General features: G+C 69.5%; 19 protein-coding genes. 8 read left to right on the forward strand and 11 right to left on the reverse strand.

Annotated features, from left to right (window positions below):
- Positions 1 to 5133 (reverse strand): beta strand repeat-containing protein (locus ACZ6TI_RS18620; protein WP_465346296.1); only part of this gene is annotated, 5133 nt, incomplete at its 3' end.
- 166 nt (positions 5134 to 5299) lie between these two features.
- On the opposite strand from ACZ6TI_RS18620, the gene ACZ6TI_RS18625 reads away from it, so the two are divergent.
- Positions 5300 to 5599, forward strand: a complete 300-nt coding sequence (locus tag ACZ6TI_RS18625; RefSeq protein ID WP_465346336.1) for a DUF1905 domain-containing protein — start codon at positions 5300 to 5302, stop codon at positions 5597 to 5599.
- Between the two features lie 16 nt (positions 5600 to 5615).
- The gene (locus ACZ6TI_RS18630) at positions 5616 to 6269 is read left to right on the forward strand and encodes a Pr6Pr family membrane protein (protein WP_465346297.1); all 654 of its coding nucleotides are present in this window, start codon (positions 5616 to 5618) and stop codon (positions 6267 to 6269) included.
- A gap of 162 nt (positions 6270 to 6431) precedes the next feature.
- Here the strand turns inward: ACZ6TI_RS18630 and ACZ6TI_RS18635 are convergent, their stop codons facing one another.
- The 5 genes from ACZ6TI_RS18635 to ACZ6TI_RS18655 all read right to left on the reverse strand — a co-directional run bounded on the left by ACZ6TI_RS18635 (position 6432) and on the right by ACZ6TI_RS18655 (position 11560).
- Positions 6432 to 6989, reverse strand: coding sequence for a hypothetical protein (locus ACZ6TI_RS18635; RefSeq protein WP_465346298.1), 558 nt, complete (start codon positions 6987 to 6989; stop codon positions 6432 to 6434).
- Entirely contained in the window at positions 6986 to 8011 is a 1026-nt protein-coding gene (locus ACZ6TI_RS18640; RefSeq protein WP_465346299.1) for a helix-turn-helix transcriptional regulator, read from the reverse strand. Before ACZ6TI_RS18640 ends, ACZ6TI_RS18635 begins: the two co-directional genes overlap by 4 nt.
- A gap of 322 nt (positions 8012 to 8333) precedes the next feature.
- On the reverse strand, positions 8334 to 9419 hold the full coding sequence (locus tag ACZ6TI_RS18645; protein ID WP_465346300.1) for an alpha/beta fold hydrolase: 1086 nt from the start codon (positions 9417 to 9419) through the stop codon (positions 8334 to 8336).
- Positions 9420 to 9469: 50 nt separating this feature from the next.
- Positions 9470 to 10648, reverse strand: a complete 1179-nt coding sequence (locus ACZ6TI_RS18650) for a serine hydrolase domain-containing protein (RefSeq protein WP_465346301.1) — start codon at positions 10646 to 10648, stop codon at positions 9470 to 9472.
- Positions 10649 to 10651: 3 nt separating this feature from the next.
- On the reverse strand, positions 10652 to 11560 hold the full coding sequence (locus tag ACZ6TI_RS18655) for a hypothetical protein (RefSeq protein WP_465346302.1): 909 nt from the start codon (positions 11558 to 11560) through the stop codon (positions 10652 to 10654).
- Positions 11561 to 11761: 201 nt separating this feature from the next.
- On the opposite strand from ACZ6TI_RS18655, the gene ACZ6TI_RS18660 reads away from it, so the two are divergent.
- Together ACZ6TI_RS18660 and sthA are read left to right on the forward strand one after the other, a co-directional pair.
- Positions 11762 to 12724: an AraC family transcriptional regulator gene (locus ACZ6TI_RS18660; protein ID WP_465346303.1), complete on the forward strand. Its 963-nt coding sequence runs from the start codon at positions 11762 to 11764 to the stop codon at positions 12722 to 12724.
- 47 nt (positions 12725 to 12771) lie between these two features.
- Positions 12772 to 14178: a Si-specific NAD(P)(+) transhydrogenase gene (gene sthA / locus ACZ6TI_RS18665; RefSeq protein ID WP_465346304.1), complete on the forward strand. Its 1407-nt coding sequence runs from the start codon at positions 12772 to 12774 to the stop codon at positions 14176 to 14178.
- Positions 14179 to 14194: 16 nt separating this feature from the next.
- On the opposite strand, the gene ACZ6TI_RS18670 is transcribed toward sthA, so the two are convergent.
- Entirely contained in the window at positions 14195 to 15040 is an 846-nt protein-coding gene (locus ACZ6TI_RS18670; protein WP_465346305.1) for a peptidoglycan-binding protein, read from the reverse strand.
- A gap of 184 nt (positions 15041 to 15224) precedes the next feature.
- On the opposite strand from ACZ6TI_RS18670, the gene ACZ6TI_RS18675 reads away from it, so the two are divergent.
- Both ACZ6TI_RS18675 and ACZ6TI_RS18680 read left to right on the forward strand, forming a co-directional pair.
- Entirely contained in the window at positions 15225 to 15833 is a 609-nt protein-coding gene (locus tag ACZ6TI_RS18675; protein WP_465346306.1) for a CGNR zinc finger domain-containing protein, read from the forward strand.
- Positions 15834 to 16158: 325 nt separating this feature from the next.
- Positions 16159 to 16914 carry a zf-HC2 domain-containing protein gene (locus ACZ6TI_RS18680; protein ID WP_465346307.1) on the forward strand — a complete coding sequence of 252 codons (756 nt, stop codon included), beginning with the start codon at positions 16159 to 16161 and terminating at the stop codon, positions 16912 to 16914.
- Between the two features lie 162 nt (positions 16915 to 17076).
- Here ACZ6TI_RS18680 and ACZ6TI_RS18685 read toward each other — a convergent pair whose 3' ends face one another.
- The 4 genes from ACZ6TI_RS18685 to ACZ6TI_RS18700 form a co-directional block, all read right to left on the reverse strand.
- The gene (locus tag ACZ6TI_RS18685; RefSeq protein ID WP_465346308.1) at positions 17077 to 17310 is read right to left on the reverse strand and encodes a hypothetical protein; all 234 of its coding nucleotides are present in this window, start codon (positions 17308 to 17310) and stop codon (positions 17077 to 17079) included.
- Between the two features lie 57 nt (positions 17311 to 17367).
- Positions 17368 to 17820: a large conductance mechanosensitive channel protein MscL gene (mscL, locus tag ACZ6TI_RS18690; RefSeq protein ID WP_465346309.1), complete on the reverse strand. Its 453-nt coding sequence runs from the start codon at positions 17818 to 17820 to the stop codon at positions 17368 to 17370.
- A gap of 117 nt (positions 17821 to 17937) precedes the next feature.
- Positions 17938 to 19056 (reverse strand): glycosyltransferase, encoded by a 1119-nt coding sequence (locus ACZ6TI_RS18695; RefSeq protein ID WP_465346310.1) that lies wholly within the window; start codon positions 19054 to 19056, stop codon positions 17938 to 17940.
- Positions 19053 to 20189, reverse strand: a complete 1137-nt coding sequence (locus ACZ6TI_RS18700) for a glycosyltransferase family 4 protein (RefSeq protein WP_465346311.1) — start codon at positions 20187 to 20189, stop codon at positions 19053 to 19055. Before ACZ6TI_RS18700 ends, ACZ6TI_RS18695 begins: the two co-directional genes overlap by 4 nt.
- Before the next feature lie 143 nt (positions 20190 to 20332).
- Here ACZ6TI_RS18700 and ACZ6TI_RS18705 point away from each other — a divergent pair, with 143 nt between their 5' ends.
- Both ACZ6TI_RS18705 and ACZ6TI_RS18710 read left to right on the forward strand, forming a co-directional pair.
- Positions 20333 to 22114 (forward strand): LamG-like jellyroll fold domain-containing protein, encoded by a 1782-nt coding sequence (locus ACZ6TI_RS18705; protein ID WP_465346312.1) that lies wholly within the window; start codon positions 20333 to 20335, stop codon positions 22112 to 22114.
- Between the two features lie 110 nt (positions 22115 to 22224).
- Positions 22225 to 22557: an STAS domain-containing protein gene (locus ACZ6TI_RS18710; protein ID WP_465346313.1), complete on the forward strand. Its 333-nt coding sequence runs from the start codon at positions 22225 to 22227 to the stop codon at positions 22555 to 22557.
- Positions 22558 to 22594 lie beyond the last annotated feature (37 nt).

The following is a 22594-nucleotide window of genomic DNA, read 5'->3' on the forward strand; positions in this document are numbered from 1 at the left end:
CAGGGCGACCTCGTCGCCCTCGTTGCCCGAGCCGTTGGTCAGCTGCACGGTCGGCGCGGCGTCGTCGTCCTCGATGGTCAGCTGGGCGGGCACCGGGAGGCCGACGGCATCCCGCTCGCCGGCGGCGAGCGCCACCGTGACGGTCATGTCCTCGTCGCCCTCGTGGACCAGGTCGCCGTTGACCGGTACGCCGATCGTGCCGCTGATGTCACCCTCGTCGATGGTCAGCGTCTGTGCGGCCGGCGGGTTGTAGTCGTTGTTGCCCACCCCGGCGCCGGCGTCCCGCGCCGAACCGTCCGCCGCCACGACCGTGAACGACACGTCGTCGGCCGCCGGACCGTCGAGCTCGACCGTGAAGGTCGCCGTGGAGTTGGCGCTGCCCTCGACCTTACGCACGTCGGCGACGTCGAAGGCGGGCCGCGGGACGTTCTGGTCATTGTCGGCGATCGTCACCGTTCCGGTCGCCACGGCGATCGGGGTGCCGGCCGGGGTGGCCGAGGTCGCCGTCACCTTGAACGTCTCGCTGTCCTCGTTGCGCAGGTCGTTGATGACCGCCACGTCGAAGTCCCGGCTCATGGTGCCAGGCGGGAAGGTCAGCGTGGCGGCCCGCAGGGTGTAGTCCAGCGGCTCGGACGCGGTGTCGTCGGCGGTCGCGAGATTGACCACGACCGTCTGCTCGGTGCTCGTCGTCTCCCCGCTCGACGGGAAGTCCAGCGTCACCGGCACGTGCGCGGTTCCGGCGCCCTCGTTCACCGGGAGATTGTTGACGGTGACCGACGGCGGCACGTCGTTGACATCATCGTTGATCTTGTAGAACTGCGGCTCCGAGGCCACCGAGTTCAGCGTGTTGGTGGCGACCAGGCGGATGGACTCCACCGGCTCGTCGACGGTGTCGTTGTTGATCCGGAAGGTGCGGAAGGTCAGCACCGAGCCGTCCGCCGTGCCGGCCGGGATCGTGGCCTGCTCGTTGCTGTTCGCATAGTCCAAGGTCTCGGCCGGGTCGTTGCCGGGCGACGAGTCGCCGCTGAACGCCAGGTTGAAGGTCATGTCGGACTGGGCGACACCGGTCACCTTCGCGGTGGCCAGCAGGTCCGTGCCTTCGGCGCCGGACTCGCCGATCAGCGCCACGGTCGGCGCCGTGTCGTTGTCGGTGATGGTCATCGTCGTGTCGACCTGCGGGCCGGCCGCGTCGACTTCGGCCTGGTCGAGGGCCACCTTCAGCGTCGCCAGCTCGGTCGGCTCGAAGACGCCGTCGTCCTTCACGGTCACGTGGATGACCCCGGTGCCCGCGTTCGCGTTGATCCGCAGCGTGCCGGTCGGGGTCTCGTAGTCGTTCCGGCCGGCGCCGGCGGTCTGGGTCGCCGTGCCCGGGTCGACCGCCACCGTGAAGTCGACGTTCTGGGTGTTCGTCGGCGACATCGTGACGGTGAAGTCGTACGTGCCCGGCGTGCCCTCCCGGAACCCGGCCGGCGCGCTGCTCACCGAGAACGTCGGCTTGTTGTTGCCGTCGTTGTCGGTGATCGTCACCGTCGCCGCGTTGTCGGTGATCGTGGTGCCGGTCGGCGCGGTCAGGTCGACGGTGAACGCCTCGGACAGCTCGTACAGGAAGTCGTCCGCGATCGGCACCACGACGTCGTGGCTCATGTCGCCGGGCGCGAAGGACAGGTCCCCGCTGCGGGCCGTGAAGTCGCTGCCGGCGAGCGCGGTGCCGTTGGTCGTCGCGTAGTGCACGCCCAGCGTCTTCTCGGTGGTGGCCGCGCCGTTGCCCTGACCGAAGTCGAGCCGCACCGCCACGTTCGCGTTCGGTCCGGACTCCGCGATCGGGGTGTTGTCGATGACGATCGTCGGCGTCGCGTCGGCCACCTCGTCCGCGATCGTCAGATACGCGTCGACCGGGCTGGTCAGCACCCCGGCGCTGGTGAGCGTGACCTTGACCGTCTCGTCGTACTCGTCGACGGTGTCCGGGGTCAGCGCGATCGTACCCAGCGCCACCGGCAGGCCGCCGTGGTCGCCGGCCGGGATCTCGGTCACGTTCAGGCCGGCGGCGTCGAAGTCGCCCCCTCCGGCCGCCGTGCCGGTCACGTTCACCGCACCCATCGCGGTCACGGTCACCGGGATCACCCGCTGGGCCACGCCGGTGACGGTCGCGCTGACCGCGACCGGGGCGCCGCCCTCGATGCCGCCGGCGGCCGTCAGCACCACGCTCGGCTTGGCCTCGTTGTCCTGGATGGTCAGCGTGGCCGACTGCTCCGCGCCGGTGGCGTCGTCCTCGCCCTGGGCCCGCTTCACCTTGATGGTGGCGGTCTCGGTGCCCTCGTAGACGGTGTCGTCCTTGATCGTCACCGGCACGGTGACGCTGGTCGCGCCGGCCGGGTACGTCTTGGTGGACGGCACCGAGAAGTCGTCGTCGCCGGGGAACTGCGCGCCCCGGGTCGCGGTGCCGTCGTCCGCGGTGATCTCGAACGCGATGTCCTGCGTGGTCGGCGGGGACACGGTGATGGTGACGTTCGCCGTGGTCGCGACACCCTCGACGGGCGCGCTGACCGGTTCGGCGATGCTGAAGGTCGGCTTGCTGCCGCTGTCGTCGTCGGTGATGGTCATCGCCGCGGACGCGCCGCTGATCGTGGTGCCCGCCGCGTTCGTCAGGTCCACCGTGAACGTCTCGTCGCGCTCGAAGATCCCGTCGTCCTCGATCTCCAGCGGGAACGTCTTGTCGGCCGGGTCGCCCTTCGCGAAGGTCAGGGTGCCCGACGTCGCCTGGTAGTCACCGCCGTCCAGGGCGCTGCCGTCGGTCGTCGCGTAGTGCACGGACATGGTCCGCTCGGTGGCGGTCACCCCGCCGGTGAAGACCCGCTCGATCTCAACGCCCACCTGGCCGTCCGCCTCGTCGAAGGTCTGCGCCGAGACCGCGAAGGTCGGCGGCACGTCGGACTGGTCGTCGTCGATGGTCTGCATGGCCGAGACGGTGGCGAGATCCTGCCCGGGGTCGGACAGGGTGGCCAGCAGCGACTCGGCGTTCTCGTCGATGGTGTCCGCGGTGAGATCCACCGTGCCGAGGGTCACCGGCGTGGTGCCGTGGTTACCACCCGTGATGGTCGGTTGCAGCGAGGTCGGGGTGAAGTCGCCGACGTCGGCCGGGTCGAGGCCGTTGCCGGTGCCGCCGGTCAGCGCGACGTCGACGACGATGTCGTCCTGCGCCACGCCGGTCAGCGTGGCCGACAGGGTGATCTGGTCGCCCTCGGGCTTCGTCTGCTGGCTCAGCACGACGGTCGGCGGGTCGTCGTCGTTCTCCAGGGTCAGGGTCGCGTCCGGGATGGTGCCGGTGGCGTCGGTCTCCGAGGCGTTGACGGTCACGCTGAGCGTGGCCGTCTCGTCGCCCTCGAACACCTCGTCGCCGTTGACGGTGACCGGGATCTGCTTGCTGTCGTCGCCCGCCGGGATGGTGATCGACGTGGTCACCGGGTCGTAGTCGCCGTCGCCGGCCACGTTGACCGGGCCGTCGTCGGCCGAGTCGTCAGTGGTGGCGACGTCGAGCGTGATCGGGTTGGCGCTGGGGTTGGACAGCTTGATCAGGAAGTTCGCCACGCCCGCGCTGTCGCCCTCGTCCATGGTCACGGAGTCGAGCTGGGACAGCGTCGGGGTGTTGTCGTCGTCGGTGATGGTGATCGCGAGCGGGCCGAGCGTCGAGGAGCCGCCCACGGTGCCGCCGCTGTTGGTCAGGTTGATGATGAATTGCTCGCCGGCGCCCTCGTCGATCCGGTCGCCGATGATCGGCACGATGATCTTCTTCGCCGTCTCGGTGGGCGCGAAGGTCAGGGTGCCGGACGTGACCGCTTCGAAGTCGACGCCCTGGGTGGCGGAGCTCCCGGTCACCGAGTAGCCGACCTGCACCTCGCGGCCCGAGGGCCCATCGAGCGTGACGTCGAACTCCTTGTTGACGCTGCCGGTGGTGCCCTCCGTGACCGCCGTGGGGGTCAGCGTGGCCACCGGCGCGTTGTCGTCGTCGTCGATGTTGCCGGTCGCCGTCTGGTGCAGGCCCGCGGCGGCGTTGACCAGACCGGAGAGCGTCATGGTGAAGGTCTCGGGGTTCACCTCGTCGACCGCGTCCAGCGAGGTGTTGATGTCGACGTTGACCGACATCTGGCCGGCCGAGATGGTGACCTCCGCGTCGTACGCCGCGTAGTCCGCCCCGCCCGTCGCGCTGCCGTCGGTGCTCTTCACGTGCACCTTCACGTCACGGCCGGAGACGGCGTCGATGGTCACCGGGAAGCTGAGCTGGCTGCCCTCGGTGACGTTGGCCGGGCTGCCGATGCTGATCTCGGGCAGCTGGTCGTTGTCGGTGATCTGCACCGACTTCGAGGTGCCGCCCTGGACCTTGTTGGCGTTGGGGGCGTTACCGCCGACCACGTTGAAGGTCTCGTCGTCCTCGTCGAGGATGTCCTCCAGGATGCCGACCGTCGTGCTCTTCGTGGTGTCGCCGGCCGGGATGACGATGCTGCCGCCGCCGCCCGCATAGTCGGCGCCGGCCGTCGCGGTGCCCGCCGGCGTGGTGTACGGAATCGTCACGTCCCGGCCGGACGGCACGGTGAGGTTCGCGGTGACGGAGACGGTGCTGGCGCCCTCGCCGACCGATGCGGGCACGGACAGCGAGTAGGACGGCTTCTCGTCGTTGTCGTCGATGATGCCGTAGGCCTCGATGACCAGGTCGTCCGTGACGCTGTCCCGGAACTGCAGCTTGAAGTTCTCGGGCTCCTCGTTGAGCGCGTCGTCGAGGGTCTGCACGTTGAACTTCTTGGTCAGATCGCGGGTGCTGCCCGCGAAGGTCGTGGTGGTGTCGATCGGCGTCAGGTCGCTGGTGGCCGGCGCGGGGGCGATCGTCACCCCGGGAGCGTCACCGACGACCGTGACGACCTTCAGCGTGACGGACGTCAGGTTGGGCCCGCCGGTGCGCTTGAGGTCGAAGCTGAAGGTGTCGCCCTCCACCGATTCCAGATCGCTGGAGATCTCGAATTCACCCGGCTCCGGATCCGCGTACGCCGGGGCGGCCACCATCACCACCGGCGCCAGTCCGAGAGCGGTGGCCGCTACCACGGAGAGGACGCGGCGCATGGGCGTTCGGGCGTGATTCCACATGACGTGGTGTCTCCTTCGGCAGCACAAACCGGCCGGAGCAGCGCATACGCCTGACCTGAGGGGTTCGGCGGCAGCCGCAACGTTCCGAAATCTAACCGTCCGAAAGGAGGCTTATATGCGAAATGCATTAACTCGGCGAAGAGCTTGCCGTGCGATGCTGGGACGCGTGATCGTCGAGTTCACCGCCCAGGTGTGGCTGTGGGACGCCCGGCGCACCGACACCTGGACCTTCGTCAGCCTGCCCGCCGACGAGTCCGACCGGATCCGCGACCTGGCCGCCGGCGTGCGCCGCGGTTTCGGCTCGCTCCGCGTCCGCGTGCGGCTCGGCACCACCACCTGGACCACATCGATCTTTCCGGGCGACTCCGGCGCCTACGCCCTGCCGCTGAAGAAGGCGGTCCGCAAGGCCGAGTCCCTGGACGTCGGCGACACCGCCGCCATCACTCTCGAGCTGCTCGATCTCTGAGCTCTATGGTTCAGCGGTGGCGAACATCTACCTCCGGCCGCAGCTGTGGTGGCGCGTGGCGATCGTGGTCTGCGGGGTCGTCGGGCTGCTGATCGGCGACCCGCACCTGGCCTATTACACCTGCCAGAGCAACCTCGTCACGGCCGGCTACTTCGGTGGCGTCGTCTACTGGATGATCAAGCGCGGCACGGTCGAACCGGCCGCCCCACGCCTGCGCGGCCCGGTCACGCTCTGCATCCTGATCACCTGCCTGGTCTCGCACTTCCTGCTCAACAACGGCGAGAACCCGCTGCCCGGCCTGTTCGCCGCGAACCCGGCCGACGCGGTGCACAACCGCGGTGTCTTCCTTCTGCACTACGCCGTGCCGATCATGGTGCTGATCGACTGGCTGGCGTTCGGCCCGCACCGCGCCTCGCCCTGGCGTGACCTGCCGCTCTGGCTGATCCTCCCGCTCGGTTACGGCGTGCTCTCGATCTGCCGGGCGGTGACGGCCCCCGAGATCGAGGACCGTTACCCCTATTTCTTCCTCAACCCCACCGACCACGGGTACGGGTGGGTCACGCTGCAGATGATCCAGCTGGCCGCGGAGTTCGCCGTGCTCGCCGCCGCCCTGCTGGGACTCGACCGCCTGGTCGGCCGCCGAGCCCCCGCTCGAGCCGAGCCAGTCTAGGGTCTGTTTTAAAAGGGATGGCCGGGCTGCGGCGTGGCCCAGCCGCCGTCTGGCCGCACGTCGCGAACACCCAGATACAACACCGGTATCTGGGCGCCCACGCCGCACACCCAGACGACACCTGGACCTCGCCTCACTCCGACCCCCCTTTTAAAACAGACCCTAGAAACAGGTCCCGCAGTTGCCGACCGGGCCGCCCGGCTTGCTCGGCGGCGCCAGGCTCCCGTCGTACGTCCCGAGCACCAGTTCGTCGGTGTTCACCAGCGGGTCGTCGATGGGCAGCGGCGCCAGGGTCACGCTCGGGAGCCGGATGCCCTGGAAGAACACGGTGGCCGCCACGCACTTGATGCGCTCGTTGTCGCCGGCCAGCACGCAGACCCCGAACCGGCCGGGCAGGCTGGGCACCGCGGCGGCGCCGAACGACCGGGCGGTCCCCTCGTCCGACCGCGAGAAGAGCCGGACGTTGTAGCCCTCCCCGAAGCCGGCCTTGTCATCCGGGTAGTAGGTCACGAGCCGGAAGCCACCGTCCGCGACGGTCGGCCCGCACTGGATGACATACCCGTCCAGCACCAGCACTCGGCCGCTGACGTCCCAGTTGACCTCACCGAAGTGCGGCTCGACGCAGGGCGCCATGTTCCATTCGATTGCGGCTGCCCGGGCCGGCGCCGGCGCCCCGAGCAGCAACAGCAGCGCGGCGACGAATACGGCGAGTCGTTTCACGATTCCTCCTGGGAGTCCGGCCGGCACGACGATGGCAGCTGCACGGCGTGTGCGGCGCCGAGCAGCAGGGCGAGCTGAAAGCGGTTGTCGACGCCGAGACGATCCATCAGCGCCCGCACCGTGTAGACCACCGTGCGCCGGCTCAACCCCAGAGCGGTCGCCGCGGACTCCTCGGTCTGTCCGGCGGCAAGCAGTTCGACGATGGCCCGTTCGCGATGCGTCAGCACGATGTGGGGCACCTCCTGGCGGCGTGGATCGCGCGCCGCGTACCAGATGGTGTGGAAAAGCTCGACGAAACGCGCGACCGCCTCGGCGTCGGTGACCTCGACGGCGCCCGCGTTGAAGTTGGCCGGATCGGCCGGGAACAGGGCCGCGCTGCGGTCGAAGAGCATCAACTTGAGCGGCAGGCTGTCGGCTTCGCGATGTTCGCTGCCCGGCACCGTGCCGTGCTGCCCTCCGGGCATGGGCGAGATGCCGAGGGTACGCATGCGGACCCCGCGCGCCACCAGGGCGAGATCGAGGGGTGCCGCCGCGCGTGCCGCCTCCACGCTGATCACCTGTTCGGTGTTCATCGCGAGGTGCTCACAGCGCTCCCGGGCCGCCAGGTCGGCGATCCGGTCACGGGCGGCGGCGCGGTTCGGCAGCCGCCGCACAGCCTCCGGCGGCAGCCGATCCAGATGCACGCCGGCCACCGCGGCCACGTGCCGGCGGTGCTGCTCGGACATCTCGGACCGGCCGTGCCGGCGGCGCTGCAGCACCCCGAGCACCCGGTCCGCGTCCAGCGCGATCCATCGCCGCTCGCCGCCGTCGCCGGACTGGCGTGCCGCCCCCACGGCGGCCAGCTCGTCGACCCCGGCCTGCACCCGGGCCAGTTCCATGCCCAGCTCGCGCGCCAGTTGAGCCGTGTTGCCCGGTCCCACCAGCCGCAGCGTCCGATAGATCAGGTCGGCGTCGGGAGACAATCCCCAACGCCCGAGTGACGGAATCACCGCCGTGCCCATCATTTCGGATTCCCCCCGCATGGTCCCCCATTTCCTCATGCATGAGAGACCATCCGGCCGCCATCGGACCAGGTGGTCTCACACACGCATTGCGCAAACGCGCAATAACGGATCTGCTGGTTCGGGCGGCCCGTCCATGATTCCACGACGGCCGGGACCGCGCTGCCCCGGTCATCAACGCGACCACAATGGAGGACGCCCGCCCTCTACACGCTCGAGGACGGGCGACCAGTTGCATGGGCGGAATCCGGGCTGCGGACAAGAAAGGCTGCGGACAAGAAAGATGGCGGCGTCCCACAGGGAGGGTGGGCCCGTGGGACGCCGCCAGTTCGGGGGGCCGTGCTCAGCCGAATCGTGCGGCGATCCAGGTGGCGACGGTCTCGGTCGACGCGAACACCGCGCCGTCGTGGGTCTCGCCGTCCAGCCCGATGAACTCCACCGGCTGGCGGTAGCGGCCGAGCTGATCCATCAGCGGGCCGGCGGTGATCTCATAGGGCACCGCGTCGTCCAGCGTGCCCTGGACGATCAGGATCGGAGCACTAGGTGCGACCGCGCCGGGGTTGCCGTAGCGGGCCAGCTTGTCGAGCACGATCTGCGGCACCGCCCCGCCGGGCACGAGCTGATCCGCGGTCAGATCGGCGTAACGGTCGAGGATCTCGTAGAGGCAGCCGGTGCGCAGCACACCGGTGCGTGCCCGGGCCGGCGCCGCCAGGTACGCGTTCGGGTCGAAGGTGGGCTCGATCGCGTTGATGCCGTAGAGCCCCATCACGTAATAGCCCTGCCCCGGCGTGCCCGGAATGAGCGGCCCGACCAGGTCGAGATTGGACGCCGGCGCGATTGCGGCCACCCCCGCCAGCGACAGCGCGCCGTCATAACTCGGTGCCAGTTGTCCGGCGAACAATGCGCCCTGGCCACCCTGCGAATGCCCGTCCACCGCGTAAAGCGTGGTCAGCGCGCGGTCCAGGTTGCGCGCCGCCTTGACGCTGTCGATGATCGAACGCGCCTCGCTGTTGCCCACCAGATAGGGATGTGCCTGCGTCGTGCCCAGCCCCGGATAGTCCGGCGCGGTCACCGTCCAGCCCTTGCGCAGCAGTGCCGCGATCGCCTGCCGAGCCTCCGGCCAGAACACGTCCAGGCTGGTCGACGGCGTGCACCGGTCGGCGAGACCGGTGGTGCCGTGGCCCCACGCCACGGTCCGGTTGGTGCGCCCGGTCTTGGGCGTCAGCACCAGCCCGGTCCCGGTGATGACCGCCCCCGACGGATTCGTGGTGACATATTGAATGCGTTTCCCGGTGGCCAGCGGCGACAGTTCCGGTGGCAATGAAGCCGTCGCCGAGGTGAGCACGGTGCCGGCCACCGCGGCGGCCGAAGCGGGCACGGATATCAGGGTGGAACCGACCACAATGGCCGTGATCAGGGCAGCCTTCACCGACCACTCCTTTCGAAGAGTCGCGAAAATCAGGAGTTGTGAATCAGGGATCAAGCGAAGTGATCGGCGATGCGACGCAGCGCCGTGACGGTCTCCCGGTCGCGCGGGTGATCCTCTTCGGTGGCCCAGGCACTGCATTTCACGATGACCACGTCCGCGGCCGGGTCGACGAACAGGTACTGCCCGTGCACGCCGAGTCCGGTGAACGCGTTGAAGCAACTGTCGCCGAGCGTCCACCACTGGTTCGCGTACCCGTAGTGATGTGGCTCGGCATCGCCGAGCGCGCCCACCGCCAGATGCGGCAGGTCGGAGCCGCGGCTGCGGCGCACCCACTCGGCCGGCACCACCCGCCGGTCGTCCACCACGCCGTCGTCCACCATCAGCCGGCCCACCCGGGCCAGGTCACGAGCGGTGGCGTTGAAGGCGCCCGCACCCACCGCGGTCCGCGGATGCGATCGGGTCAATCCGTAGTACGCGTCCCGCTCCGCGCCGATCGGACCCCATAGCCGATCGGAGGCATAGGACGCGAGATCCTGGCCGGTCGCCGCCTCGAGCACCCAGCAGAGCACCTGGGCGTCGAAGGTGGCGTAGTTGAAGATCTCACCCGGATCGTGCGAAGGCTGCGCGCTCCGGATGATCTGCGAGACGTCGCCGCCGTTGAGCACGGCCCGCTCGAAGCGCCGGATCGGGCTGTTGACGTCCCACACTTCCTGGTCGCCGACGCCGCTGCACATGTCGAGCAGGTCGGCCACCGTGGTGCCGTCGTAGGCGCTGTCCCGGAACTCCGGGAGATAGTCGATGACCTGGTCCTTGACGTTGCCCATCGCACCGTCGCCCAGGGCGATGCCGATGAGCAGCGAGGTGATCGATTTGGACACCGAGAAGACCTGCATCCGGGTGCGCGCATGGGCGAACACCCCGGGGTAGGCCTCGTGCACGATCTCGCCCCGGTGCAACACCACGAACGCGGTCGTGTGTGTGCGCCGATGCAGATCGGCCAGGCTGTAGTCACGGTCGTCGAAACGGTAGGTCAGATCCAGTGGCGCGGATCGGTGCGGCAGCGGCCGGGTCACCGGTCCACGCGCCACGCGTGCGGTCGGCATCACCCAGTTGAGGTGGGTGAACGTCCACTCGTTCAGCGGACGGCGCATGATCATGTCGGTCAGCCGCTCCCACCAGGACGGTGGTTTGGCCGCAGGATGGATGGGCTGGTTCATGATGGCGGTCATTGATCAGTCCCCGGTCTCGTCGACGGTTGGGTCGGCGGGGCGCGCCCGGTTCGAGACGTCTCGGAAGTGTGTACGCAGAGTCGTCCCGCTGGGTTCACCAACCGGTTCGAGATAACTGTTCAGGATGCCGAGGACGGCCATGCCGAACAGGTTGCCGGACGGGTCCTCGCCGACGATGCCCGCGGCCGGGTCGCCGAGGTGGTGGACCGCGAACCCCTCGGCGACCGCGGCGAGCATGAAGGTGAGCTGCTTCAACGTGACGCCCGGCCGCAGCCGGAAGCCGCGCGCGGCGAAGCTCGACTCGTAGGTCTTCATCCACGGGTCGAGCGCGCCGGCATAGCTGTTCGCGATCGCGTCGTGGATGCCGTCGTTGCGATCGGCGGTGGCCACCATGATCAGTTGCAGCCGGAAGAGCGGCATCCGGCAGAGCGCCTGCAGCTCGTGGAAAGCCGCCCGGTCGATCGCACCGACCATGTCGTCCTCGTCGTCGAGCCAGGCGCGCGTCTCGTCCTCCGCGTTGTATTGCGAGTCGTAACTCATGGCGTGGAACAGGAACGTGATCAGGTCGTTCAGGTAGTCGTCGTGGCTCGCCCAGGTCGCGCGGTAGGGACCGTCGCCCTTCTGGCGCAGGAACGGCGCCTCCAGGCCCTCCATCTCGCGGGACAAGGCACGTTCGGTGAGGAAGCGCAGACCCGACCAGTATTGCCGGCGACCCGAGTCGACCACCGCCGACCAGTCGCAGGCGCCCAGGTTCTGCTCGACGAGGTTGGCGCCGGCCTTGAGGTAGGACGCCACCTTCGGCGAGTTCACCAACGCCGCCCGGGTCGACTCACGAACGCCCTTGACCCGGGTGACGATGCCAGAGAAGTCCTGGTTATACGGGAAAGGAAGGTTTTCCTTGCCGAACGTCATGGAGCGATTGTTGTCCGAATCCAGGCGCACACAAGTGCGCGCGTGCGTAGTACTCGGAGACCAGGCCTCGGAGCGCAGTGCTCGAAGGTCAAGACTCAGTGCCGTGTGCTCGACGCAAGGGACACGAACGAACGCGGAGCGTGACGACGACGCCATCGTCCGACCTCCGGCCGCACATACGTGATCGTCTAGCTTGGTGAGATGGACGCGTTGTCGCACGTGCTGGCCGGGCCGAGCGCCCGGGGCGCCTTCGTGCTGCGCAGCTCGCTCGATCCGCCGTGGGCGATGCGCATCGAGGACGAGTCGCCGATCACCGTGGTGACCATCCTGCGCGGGCACGCCTGGGTCCGGCCGGACGGTCGCGAGCCGAGCCTGATCCGGGCCGGCGACGTGGCGGTCTGCCGTGGTCCACGGCACTACACGGTCGGCGACACCCCGGACACCACGCCGCAGGTGCTGATCGGCCCGGGCCAGACCTGCACGATGCTGGCCACCGACGTGCCCCGGATGAGCGACGTCGGGGTCCGCACCTGGGGCAACTCGGTGGACGGCGCGACCCTGATGCTCAACGGCACCTACGAGTCGCAGTCCACCGTCGGCAGCCGGCTGCTCGGCAACCTGCCCGACCTGATCGTGGCGCCTCGCGAGCACGTGCCGCTGGCGCTGATCGACTACCTGGGCGACCAGGTGGCGTGCGACGACCCGGGCCAGGACGCGGTGCTCGACCGGATGCTCGACCTGATCCTGATCGCGGTGCTGCGCTGGTGGTTCGCCGAGCGGCAGGAGGGCGCGGGGTGGTACCGGGCACACGCCGACCCGGTGATCGGCCGGGCGCTGCGCCTGATGCAGGAGTCGCCGGCGGCGCCGTGGACGGTCGCGCGGCTGGGCACGGAGACCGGTCTGTCCCGGGCCGCCTTCGCGCGCCGGTTCGCCGAGCTGGTGGGCGAGCCGCCGATGAGCTTCCTGACCTCCTGGCGGCTCTCGCTGGCCGCGGATCTGCTGGTCGAGCCGGGTGCCACGGTCGGCGCGGTGGCCCGCAAGGTGGGCTATTCGACACCGTTCGCGTTCAGCACCGCATTCAAGCGCTTCCATGCCGTGAGCCCGCAGCAACACCGCGAGCAGAGTTATCCACAGGTTGATCTTCTGGTTGTGGACAGAGCTTAAACCGCAAGGTCTGGCGCGCGGGCCGACATCTTGCGACGCTAAGCCTTGTGTATGACTACGACCTGTTGGTGTTGGGCTCCGGGCCCAGTGGGCAGAAGGCTGCCATCGCCGCGACGAAGCTCGGGCGGCGGGTCGGCATCATCGACCGCCGCGACATGATCGGCGGGGTGTGCATCAACACCGGCACCGTCCCGTCCAAGACGCTGCGCGAGGCGGTGCTCTATCTGACCGGTCTCAGCCAGCGTGACCTCTACGGCAGCAGCTACCGGGTCAAGGAGGAGATCACCGTCGCCGACCTGGGCGCGCGGACGAACCACGTGATCAGCCGGCAGACCGACGTCATCCGCAACCAGCTGGCGCGCAACCACGTCGCCATGATCACCGGCACCGGCCGCTTCGCGGACGCGCACACACTCACCGTGGACGGCGGCGAGGGCGGCCGCGACAACCGGGTCACCGCCGACAAGATCATCATTGCCGCCGGCACCCGCCCGGCCCGTCCGGACAGCGTCGACTTCGACGACCGGACGATCGTGGACTCCGACGGCGTGATCAATCTCGAGGCCGTGCCGCGTTCGATGGTGGTGGTCGGCGCCGGCGTCATCGGCATGGAGTACGCATCCATGTTCGCCGCCCTCGGCACCAAGGTCACGGTCGTCGAGCGGCGCCCGCAGATGCTCGACTTCTGCGACGACGAGATCATCGAGTCGCTGAAATACCACCTGCGCGACCTGTCCGTGTCGTTCCGCTTCGGCGAGGAGGTCGCGTCGGTCGAGCGGCACCAGACCGCTGCGCTGTGCATCCTGAAGAGCGGTAAGAAGATCGTCGCCGACACGGTGATGTATTCGGCCGGTCGCCAGGGCCAGACCGACGACCTGGCGCTCGACGCCGCCGGGCTGGAGGCGGACAAGCGCGGCCGGATCAAGGTGGACGCCAACTTCCGCACGGCGGTGGACAACATCTATGCGGTCGGCGACGTGATCGGCTTCCCGGCGCTCGCCTCCACCTCGATGGAGCAGGGCCGGCTGGCCGCGCACCACGCCTGCGAGGAACCCACCCGTGACATGCACCAGCTGCAGCCGATCGGCATCTACACGATCCCGGAGATCAGCTTCGTCGGGAAGACCGAGGAGGAGCTGACCGACGCGAACACCCCGTTCGAGGTCGGCGTCGCGCGTTATCGCGAGCTGGCCCGCGGGCAGATCGTCGGCGACTCCTACGGCATGTTGAAGCTGCTCGTCTCCCCCGACGACGGCAAGCTGCTGGGCGTGCACGTCTTCGGCACCGGCGCCACCGAGATCGTCCACATCGGCCAGGCCGTGATGGGCTGCGGCGGCACGGTGGACTACCTGGTGGACACCGTCTTCAACTATCCGACCCTGTCGGAGGCGTACAAGGTGGCGGCCCTGGACGCCTCCAACAAGATCCGCAACATCACCCGCATCGACGGGTGAGCGTGGACCGGCGGGCCTAGTAGACCCAGACCCTGGTCTTGATCGGCATCTTGTCGTTCGACCAGATGTAGTTCATCGCGGAGATCGACAGGCGGGCGCAACCGTGCGACGCCGGGTAGGGCGGGACACTGTTCGCGCCGTGCACGGCGATGCCGCCGTTGAAGTACTTGGGCCGCCACAGCAGCCCGAGCGGCGCCTTGCGCCAGCCGTCGATCTGCCGCGACGTCTTGAACCGGCCGGCCGGCGTGCTGGCGATGGCGGTGCCGCCGCTCTCGGTCTCATAGGAGTTGCCCGAGCCGGTCGAGGTGTTGAAGATCTGCTGCACCTCGCCGTCCTTGACGATCATGAGCAGCTGCTTCTTCTTGTCGATCTCGACCACGTAGCCGTCTTTGCTCTTCGCCTTGGGCCGCACGCCCTTGTCGACGGCCTTCTGGGTCTTGGGCCCGACCACGCCGTCGCGGCCCAGTCCGGCGGCTTTCTGCAGCGCGTAGACCGCCTGCTGCGTGCTGCCGCCGAAGGTGCCGTCCGCCTTGCCGTTCCAATATCCGAGCTCGGTCAGCCGCTCCTGCAGCGCCTTGATCTCGGGACCCTTGTCGCCGCTGCGCAGCTTGTCCGGCGCGGCCGGCTTGCTCGGCTCCGTCGAGGGCTCCGTGGAAGGCTCCGTCGAAGGATCGTCCGAGGGCTCGTCCGACGGCTGCGCCGAAGGCTCGTCGGAGGGAGTCGCGTCGCCGGCGGGCGCCGACGAGGGCACCGACGGTGGTGGCGCGGCCGTGTCGCTGCCGCCCTCATCACTGCCGCAACCCGCGATCAGCGTCATCCCGACCGCCACAGCGGCCACCCAGCTCACAGCCTTCTTGACCATGTTTGTTTGCCTCCCCGCGGGCAAGCTTGCCACTCCCCCGCCATGGATAGACGCCGACGGCCCCTTCCCACGTTGCATCGCAGCGCAACGTCATTTTTCGATCGCTCAGCGTGGAAATCGCCATCACCCGAGGTCAGGCATCAGGCGGATGTGGGCATGAAAAAGAGTCAAGTACGCTTCGGCTATGTCATGGAAGGCAAGCTCCCGGCACGGGGTCCGGGAGGCCCCCGCTGGGCTGGCGCTGGTTCAGGAGCTGCTGAACACGCGCTCGACCATGACGTACGGCCCTGACCTGCTGGGACAGCCCGACGACGCCCAGCGCTGGCTGACCGACGCGCTGGCCACCTGGTCCCGAGTCGCGGGCCTGCCCGCCCCGGTGATCCTGCTCTCGTCGACCGACATGCGTTCCCTGCGCCGCCTGCGCAGCACCTTCGAAAACGTGATCCTGGCCGGCGGCCGCACCCAACTCGACGGCACACTCCCACCGGCCGACGTCCCGGTGAGCCTGGTCCCCGACGCCGACGGCTGGGTCCGCATCGTCCCCACCGGCCGAGGCACCCGCTGGCTGGCCTCCGCCCTGTGGGCCGAGGCCCTGCTGGCCCAGCAGGCAGGGTTGTGGCCCCGCCTGAAGCTCTGCCACAACGTCGACTGCCGAGCAGCCTTCTTCGACGCTTCCCGCAACAACAGCGGCGTCTGGCACGACGTGAGCACCTGCGGCAACACGGCCAACCTGCGCGCCTTCCGAGAGCGCCGCCGCCTCCTCGGCAACACCGGCGAGCAAGCCCTCCAATAAAACCCTTTCCGGATACGCACGAGTTCAAGTCCCGCCCCACAGACGGCCCAGGCGCCCCTCAAGGCCGTCCCCCGCCGCCGGGCCCTCCTGCAACACCGGCCCGCAAGCCCGCGCCCACAACTCTCGGCCCTCAAGCCGCGCTCACCACGCAGCCCTCAAACCCCGGCCCTCACCACGCCGCCCGCAACGCGGCCTTCACCACGCAGCCCGCAAGATGCGGTCTTCATACTTAGATCCGGCCCCTCGAGAGCCGGACGTCGCCCCCTGGTCAGACGCCAGGTGAAGCGCCGGGAACCAACGGCGGCTCATCGGCGACCATAGGAACATGGCGTGTGAGCGGTGGCGCGAGAAACTGTCCGCGCAGCTGGACGGCGAGGACGACCCGGCCGACCGGCCGCTGGTCGACGAGCACCTGGCCGGCTGTGCCGGCTGCCGGGCGTGGCTGGACAGCGCGGCCACGGTCAACCGGCTGACCCGGACCGCCCCGGCCACCCCGGTGCCCGATCTGAGCGCGGCGATCCTGGCTGCGGTGCCACCTCGGCGGCAACCCTTGCTGTCTCGCGGCCGGCTCTATGCCGCCCTGGCCGCGGTCGGCGCGGTGCAGCTGATCCTGGGCCTCACCCAGGTCGGCGGCGGCGTCTCCGCCGCACACGTGCACACCGGCCTGGACGCGACCCCCGGCCACCTCTGGCACGAGTCGGCGGCCTGGAACGTCGCGATCGGCGCCGGCTTCCTCTTCATCGCGCTGCGCCGCTCGCGGCCGACCGGCCTGGTGCCGACGCTGACCGCCTTCGTCGGCATGCTCCTGCTGCTCTCGGTCAACGACCTGACGGCCGGCCGGGTGGACGCCACCCGGCTGATCAGTCACGGCTTCGTGCTGGCCGGTTATCTGCTGGTGGTGACGCTCTCGCGGGCCGGCGCCGGCCCGGCCGCGCCACCCGGATCGCGCGCCACCGCCTGGCGCGCGCACTTCGAGGAGGACGAGGAGCAGGAGCCCGAGGTCACCGCACCGCCGCGACTGCGACTAGTGCCCCGCAGCGGCCCGATGACGGCCCGCCACGATGAGCGCCGAGCGGCCTGAAACAAAAGCCGCCCGAGATCAAACCCGCACCGGCGAAGCCGCCCGGGACAAAACCGCCCGGCGCAAAACCGCCCGGGACAAGGCCGCCCGGCGCGAAGCCGCCCGGGACAAAGCCGCCCGACGCAGATCTGGTGGAAATCAACAAGGCGAAGGCGGTGGAGATCAGCGCACGGGCGGCCGGACCGAAAGCTCACGCCACTCGTCCGGTCCGACCAGGAGAGCACGCACCGTGTCCAGTGCGGCGTCCTCGCTGTCGTATTCGAAGAAGTGTGAAACCCCGTCCGAGCCGCCCGCGCGCTGTTCGACATACCACTGATCACCGCTCGTGCGAAGGTAGACATCCTTGCGCATGACGCGGCCCCACTTGCCGTTCCACCAGTGCTTACGCTGTTCCATCCCGGCACTGTATCGAACATGTGTTCGAGCAGAAGCCAGCCCGATGGATCTTTTTCGCTATGGGCGCCGCGGAGGCTCCTGATCGCGGTACTGGTGCTCCTGGACATCACTCTGCGCACCCGGACCGGCACGACCGGCCACCAGCGCATCGCGGATCTGGGTCAGCAGCACGATCTCCTCGCTGGGCGCGGCCGGCGGCGGTTCCTCGCCCCGGGCCCGGCGCTCGGCCAGCTTGTTCAGCGGGAAGACCACCAGGAAGTAGAGCACCGCCGCGGTGAGCACGAACGTGATCAACGCGTTGATGAAGGTGGCCCAGTCGAACACGACGCCGCGAACCTCGAACGAGCCCGCGCCGACGCCCTGTTCACCGCTGATCAGCTGAATCAACGGCTTGAGGAACGCCGCGGTGAAGGCGGTGACGACCGCGGTGAAGGCGGCGCCGATGACGATGCCGACCGCGAGGTCGACCACGTTGCCGCGCATGATGAAGTCTTTGAAGCCTTTGAGCATGAGCACTCCTGCAACCGAGAGCCAAGGGGGATTCGCGGCAGCAGTTGCCCGCCACCGGTCAGCGACAAACTACGCTGAACGACTCATCTTGCGAAGAGATACCCAACACACGCCTGATCAGCACGTTTGCTGCTCGACCCGGGAGACTTCGTGCGCCGCCAGAAACCCGTCGACTGCGGCCTGCCACGGAAACATCTCGGCCCGCGACCGGGCCCTGACCCGCCGGTCCGGCACCGCCAGCACGTCCCGCACCGCGGCCGCATATTCGTGCGCCGTCCGCCCGGCCGCCCGCCCCGCGTCCCCGATCACCTCGGGCAGCGCGCTCTCCGCGCTCACCACCACCGGTGTCCCACTGGCCAGCGCCTCGAGGGCGGCCAGCCCGAAGGTCTCCACCGGCCCCGGCGCCAGCACCACGTCAGCGCTGGCGAGCAGCGTCGCCAGCTCATCGCGATCACGCACATATCCAGCGAACCGCACCGGCAGCCCGCGTTCCGCCGCCTCTTCCTGCAGCGCTGCCCGCAACGGCCCGACACCGGCCACGACGAGCACGGCCGGCACACCCTGAGCCTTCAGCGCGCCCAGTGCGGCCAGCGACCGCCGCGGCTTCTTCTCCGCCGACAACCGCCCGCAGTGCACCAGCAGCACGTCCCCGTCGGCCGCCCACCGACGCCGGAGGTCATCGTCCCGCCGATCAGGTCCAAACCCGGCAAGATCCACCCCCAGGGGTACGCGAGCCAGATTGCCCGCCCCGATCCGCTCGAACTCCGCCGCCGCCCACCCGGTCGTGCACACCACCGTGTCGTGCGCGGCCGCCGTGCGAGCGTTGAGCCGATCAGCGATCCCGCGAGGAAACGGCCCGGACAACCGCAACAGCCCGTCCAGGCTCTCGTGCGAGACCATCATCGACCGCACCCCCCGCTGCCGAGCCCAGGCTCCGACCCACCGCAACGTGGTCCGATCGGACACTTCGATCCGGTCCGGCTCGAGCCCCCGCAACACCTTCCCCACCCGCAGCCGATCGACCAGCGCCCGATACCCACCCATCCCGGACACCCGCGGCGCGGCCAACGTGACCACCAGCCCCTGCCCGGTCTCCTCGACGTCGTCCCGAGCCCCCGGAATCACCAGCACGGCCTGATGCCCAGCCCGCTGATACCCCGTCCCCAACTCCCGCAGCGCGGTCCGCAATCCACCCGACCGTTCCGTGACGAAGTTCGCCACCCGCACGACCTTCACGCGGCTGCCAGCTGGATCGCCGGGGTGCGGACCGGGCGCCGCACCGCTCGGTAGTGGGCGATCAGCTCGTCGCCGACCGCCGACCAGCTGCGACCCTCGACCGCGGACCGGGCCGCCACCCCGAAGGCTCGCCGCCGCACCGGGTCCGCGGCGAGCTCGGCCACCGCCGCGGTGAAGCCCTCGGCGACGAACGGTGGCACCAGCAGGCCGGTGCGGCCGTGGTCGACCAGGTCCAGCGGACCACCCGCGGCCGGCGCTACCACCGGCACCCCGCTGGCCATCGCCTCCTGAACCGCCTGCCCGAACGTCTCGTAGGGACCGGTGTGCACGAACAGATCGAGGCTGGCATAGAGCCGGGCGAGCTCGTCGCCGTGCCGCACGCCCAGGAACAACGCCTTCGGCAGTGTCTTCTGGAGGCTGCCCATGGCCGGCCCGTCGCCGACGATCACCAGCCGCACGCCGGGTCGCCGGCTCACCTCGGCGAGCAGGTCGACCTGCTTCTCCACGGCCAGCCGGCCGACGAAACCGACCAGCAGCTCGCCGTTCGGCGCCAGCGCCGCGCGCGTACCCGGATCTCGGTGTTGGGGGTGAAAACGCTGGTCGTCGACGCCGCGCCGCCAGAGGTGCACGCGCTCGACGCCGTGCGCGGCCAGCGCGGACGCCGACTCGGTGGAGGGCACCAGCGTGCGGTCGGCGGCATTGTGCACAGTGCGGATCCAGCGCCAGGCGGCCCGCTCGGTCATGCCGACCCGATAGGCGCGGGCGTAGGCGGCCACGTCGGTCTGATAGACCGCGACCATCGGCAGCCGGGCCGACCGGGCGGCCGCCGCACCCCACGCGCCCAGCACGAACGGGCTGGCGAGGTGCACCACCTCGGTGCCGTGCGCCCGCAGCGTCGCGCTCAGCGCCGGGGTGGGCAGCCCCAGCCGGATCTGTGGATAACCTGGCATCGGCAGCGACGGCATGCGCACCACCGGATAGGGCACGTCCACCGGGCCGCGATGCGGCGGCTGCGGTGCGATCACCAGGGGCTCGTGGCCACGCCGCAGCAGATGCTCCGCGGTTCGGACGACCGAGTGGGCGACGCCGTTGACGTCCGGCAGGAAGGACTCCGTTACCAGCGCGACTCGCATGGGCAGAGAATGATCTGGACCGTTGACCGCGCGGACCACAGCGCCATGACCGGGAGCCGAACGATGGACGACAAGAACGCATTTCGCCCGTTGTTCTCCCGGGCGATCCCGTTCGGTTCCGATCGGCCGGGAGAGTGACGCCCGTGGATCGACGAAATCTTCTGCGGACCGCCGCGGGTGCGCCTCTCGTGCTGTCGATGCCGGCGCCCGCGCAAGCCGCCCCGCCGAACAAAGTCGCGCCGCACCGGTTCTCGATCGCGGTGCTGCCGGACACGCAATATCTGTTCGACGCGGACAGTTCGGACCCGGCGCCGTTGCGCGAGACGTTCCGTTATCTGGTGCAGGAGCGGGCCGCCGTCTTCATGACGCATCTGGGCGACATCACCGAGCACGGCACCCCGGCCGAGATCGCGCTGGCGTCGGAGACGTTCAAGCGGATCGACGGCAAGCTGGCGTACAGCGTGCTGGCCGGCAACCACGACGTCCCGTCGGACAGCACCGACCAGCGCGGCGACACTCCTTATCTGCAGGCGTTCGGACCGCAGCGTTTCGCCGGGGCGCCGACCTTCGCGGGCGCCTCCCCGGACGGTTACAACAGCGCGCATCTCTTCGCCGGCGGCGGCCGCCAGTGGCTGGTGCTGGCCCTCGACTGGCAGATCTCGGATGCCGGGCTGGCCTGGGCACACACCATGCTCGCCGCGCATCCCCGCACTCCGGCGATCGTCACCACGCACGACCTGGCCTATCCGGACTATGCCGGGACGGCCGCGCTGTCCACTCGCGGCCGCCGGGTCTGGGACGGGCTGATCCGCGACCACGACCAGATCTTCCTGACCCTCAACGGCCATCACTGGCCGCCGGCTCGCACCGTGCTGCCCAACGCCGCCGGACACGACGTCCACGTGCACATCACGAACTACCAGGACCGCTACTACGGCGGCGCGGCGATGATCCGGCTGTACACGTTCGACCTCGCCCGCAACATGATCGATGTGGAGACCTTCGCGCCGTGGTTCCTGGCCCGCGACCCGGGCAGGCGCACCCCGCTCGAGTCGGAGGTCACCGAGCTCACCGGCCCGGACGACCGGTTCAGCATGGCGATCGACTTCGACGCCCGGTTCGCCGGCTTCGACCCGCCGGTGCTGCCCGCGCCTCGTCCGGCGAGCGCGGTGATCGACCGCAACACCGTCGCCTACTGGCGGTTCGACACGCCGGGCCAGGGGGTCGCCGACGGCTCGGTGGTGCGAGACCAGACCGGCACGGGCAACGATCTTTCGGTACGCAGACTCGCGAACAGTGGCCCGGAGATGCTGGCACTCACGCCCGACCACCACGTGAGCGCACCGGCGCACGCGAGCTTCCGGTTCGACGGTGGCACCCGCCCGGACCGCGGCGCCGTGCTGCAGACCGCGGCGACCGCCCCACTGAACAGCATGAAGTTCATGGACGGCTACACCATCGAGACGTTCCTCAAGCTGCCCGACCCGTTCGTCGGCGACCACGCGTTCATGGGAATCTTCAGCTGGGAGGGCCGCAGCGGCGACGCCGGCAAGCACAGCGGATGGTCGGATCTCGAGTGCACGTGCAGCCTGAACATCTCGTCCGAGCGCTTCCTGCAGTACGTCGTCTATCCCCAGGCGGTGGACGCCTCACCGACGTCGTGGAGTCACGCCCTGACGATCGGCCGCTGGGTGCACATCGCGGTGGTGAACGACAGCCGCCACACGGTGGTCTGGGTGGACGGCGCCCCGATCGTGCGCAACCCACGCCAGGCGTCCCGTGGCATCGCCACCGTAGGCCGCCCGTTCACGCTCGGCGCGACGTCCTTCGACCTGCGCTACGGCCAGGGCTTCTACGGCTGGCTCGGCGACACCCGGATCACCGCCCGTGCCCTGAGACCGGGACAGTTCCTGTTGACCTCCTGAATTCACCCACCGGACCCGTCGACGCTACGAGGATTCCGTCATAGGCTGGCCGCTCGGCAAGCGCCTATGTGACGGAAGGCACTCCCATGCCCCAGACCATCGAGAAAACGGTGGACGTCCACACGGAGGCTGACGGAAGCGTCGTGGTGCAGCCGCACGGTGTGATGGACGATGGCTGCGCGGTCCACTTCCGCCAGGTGCTCGTGCACGCGGTGCGGCGGGTGCGCCCCTTCAGACTCATCCTGGACCTGGGCGACGTCTCCGACGTGGACCCGATAAACCTGGGCACGCTGGGCGCCCTCTGCGACTTGGCCGACGACCACCACGTGATCGTCTTCATGGACAACTCGTCAGCCGCGATCGCCCTGCAGCTCCAGGCCGCCGGCGTTCCGCCCCAGCGTCTGCGCACCCGCATCCCGATGCAGCGCATCGCTTCTCTGTAACGCGGCCCGTGGGTACGCGGCCCGTGACCGCGGGGAG

This window comes from Actinoplanes sp. NPDC051388 (assembly GCF_055586225.1).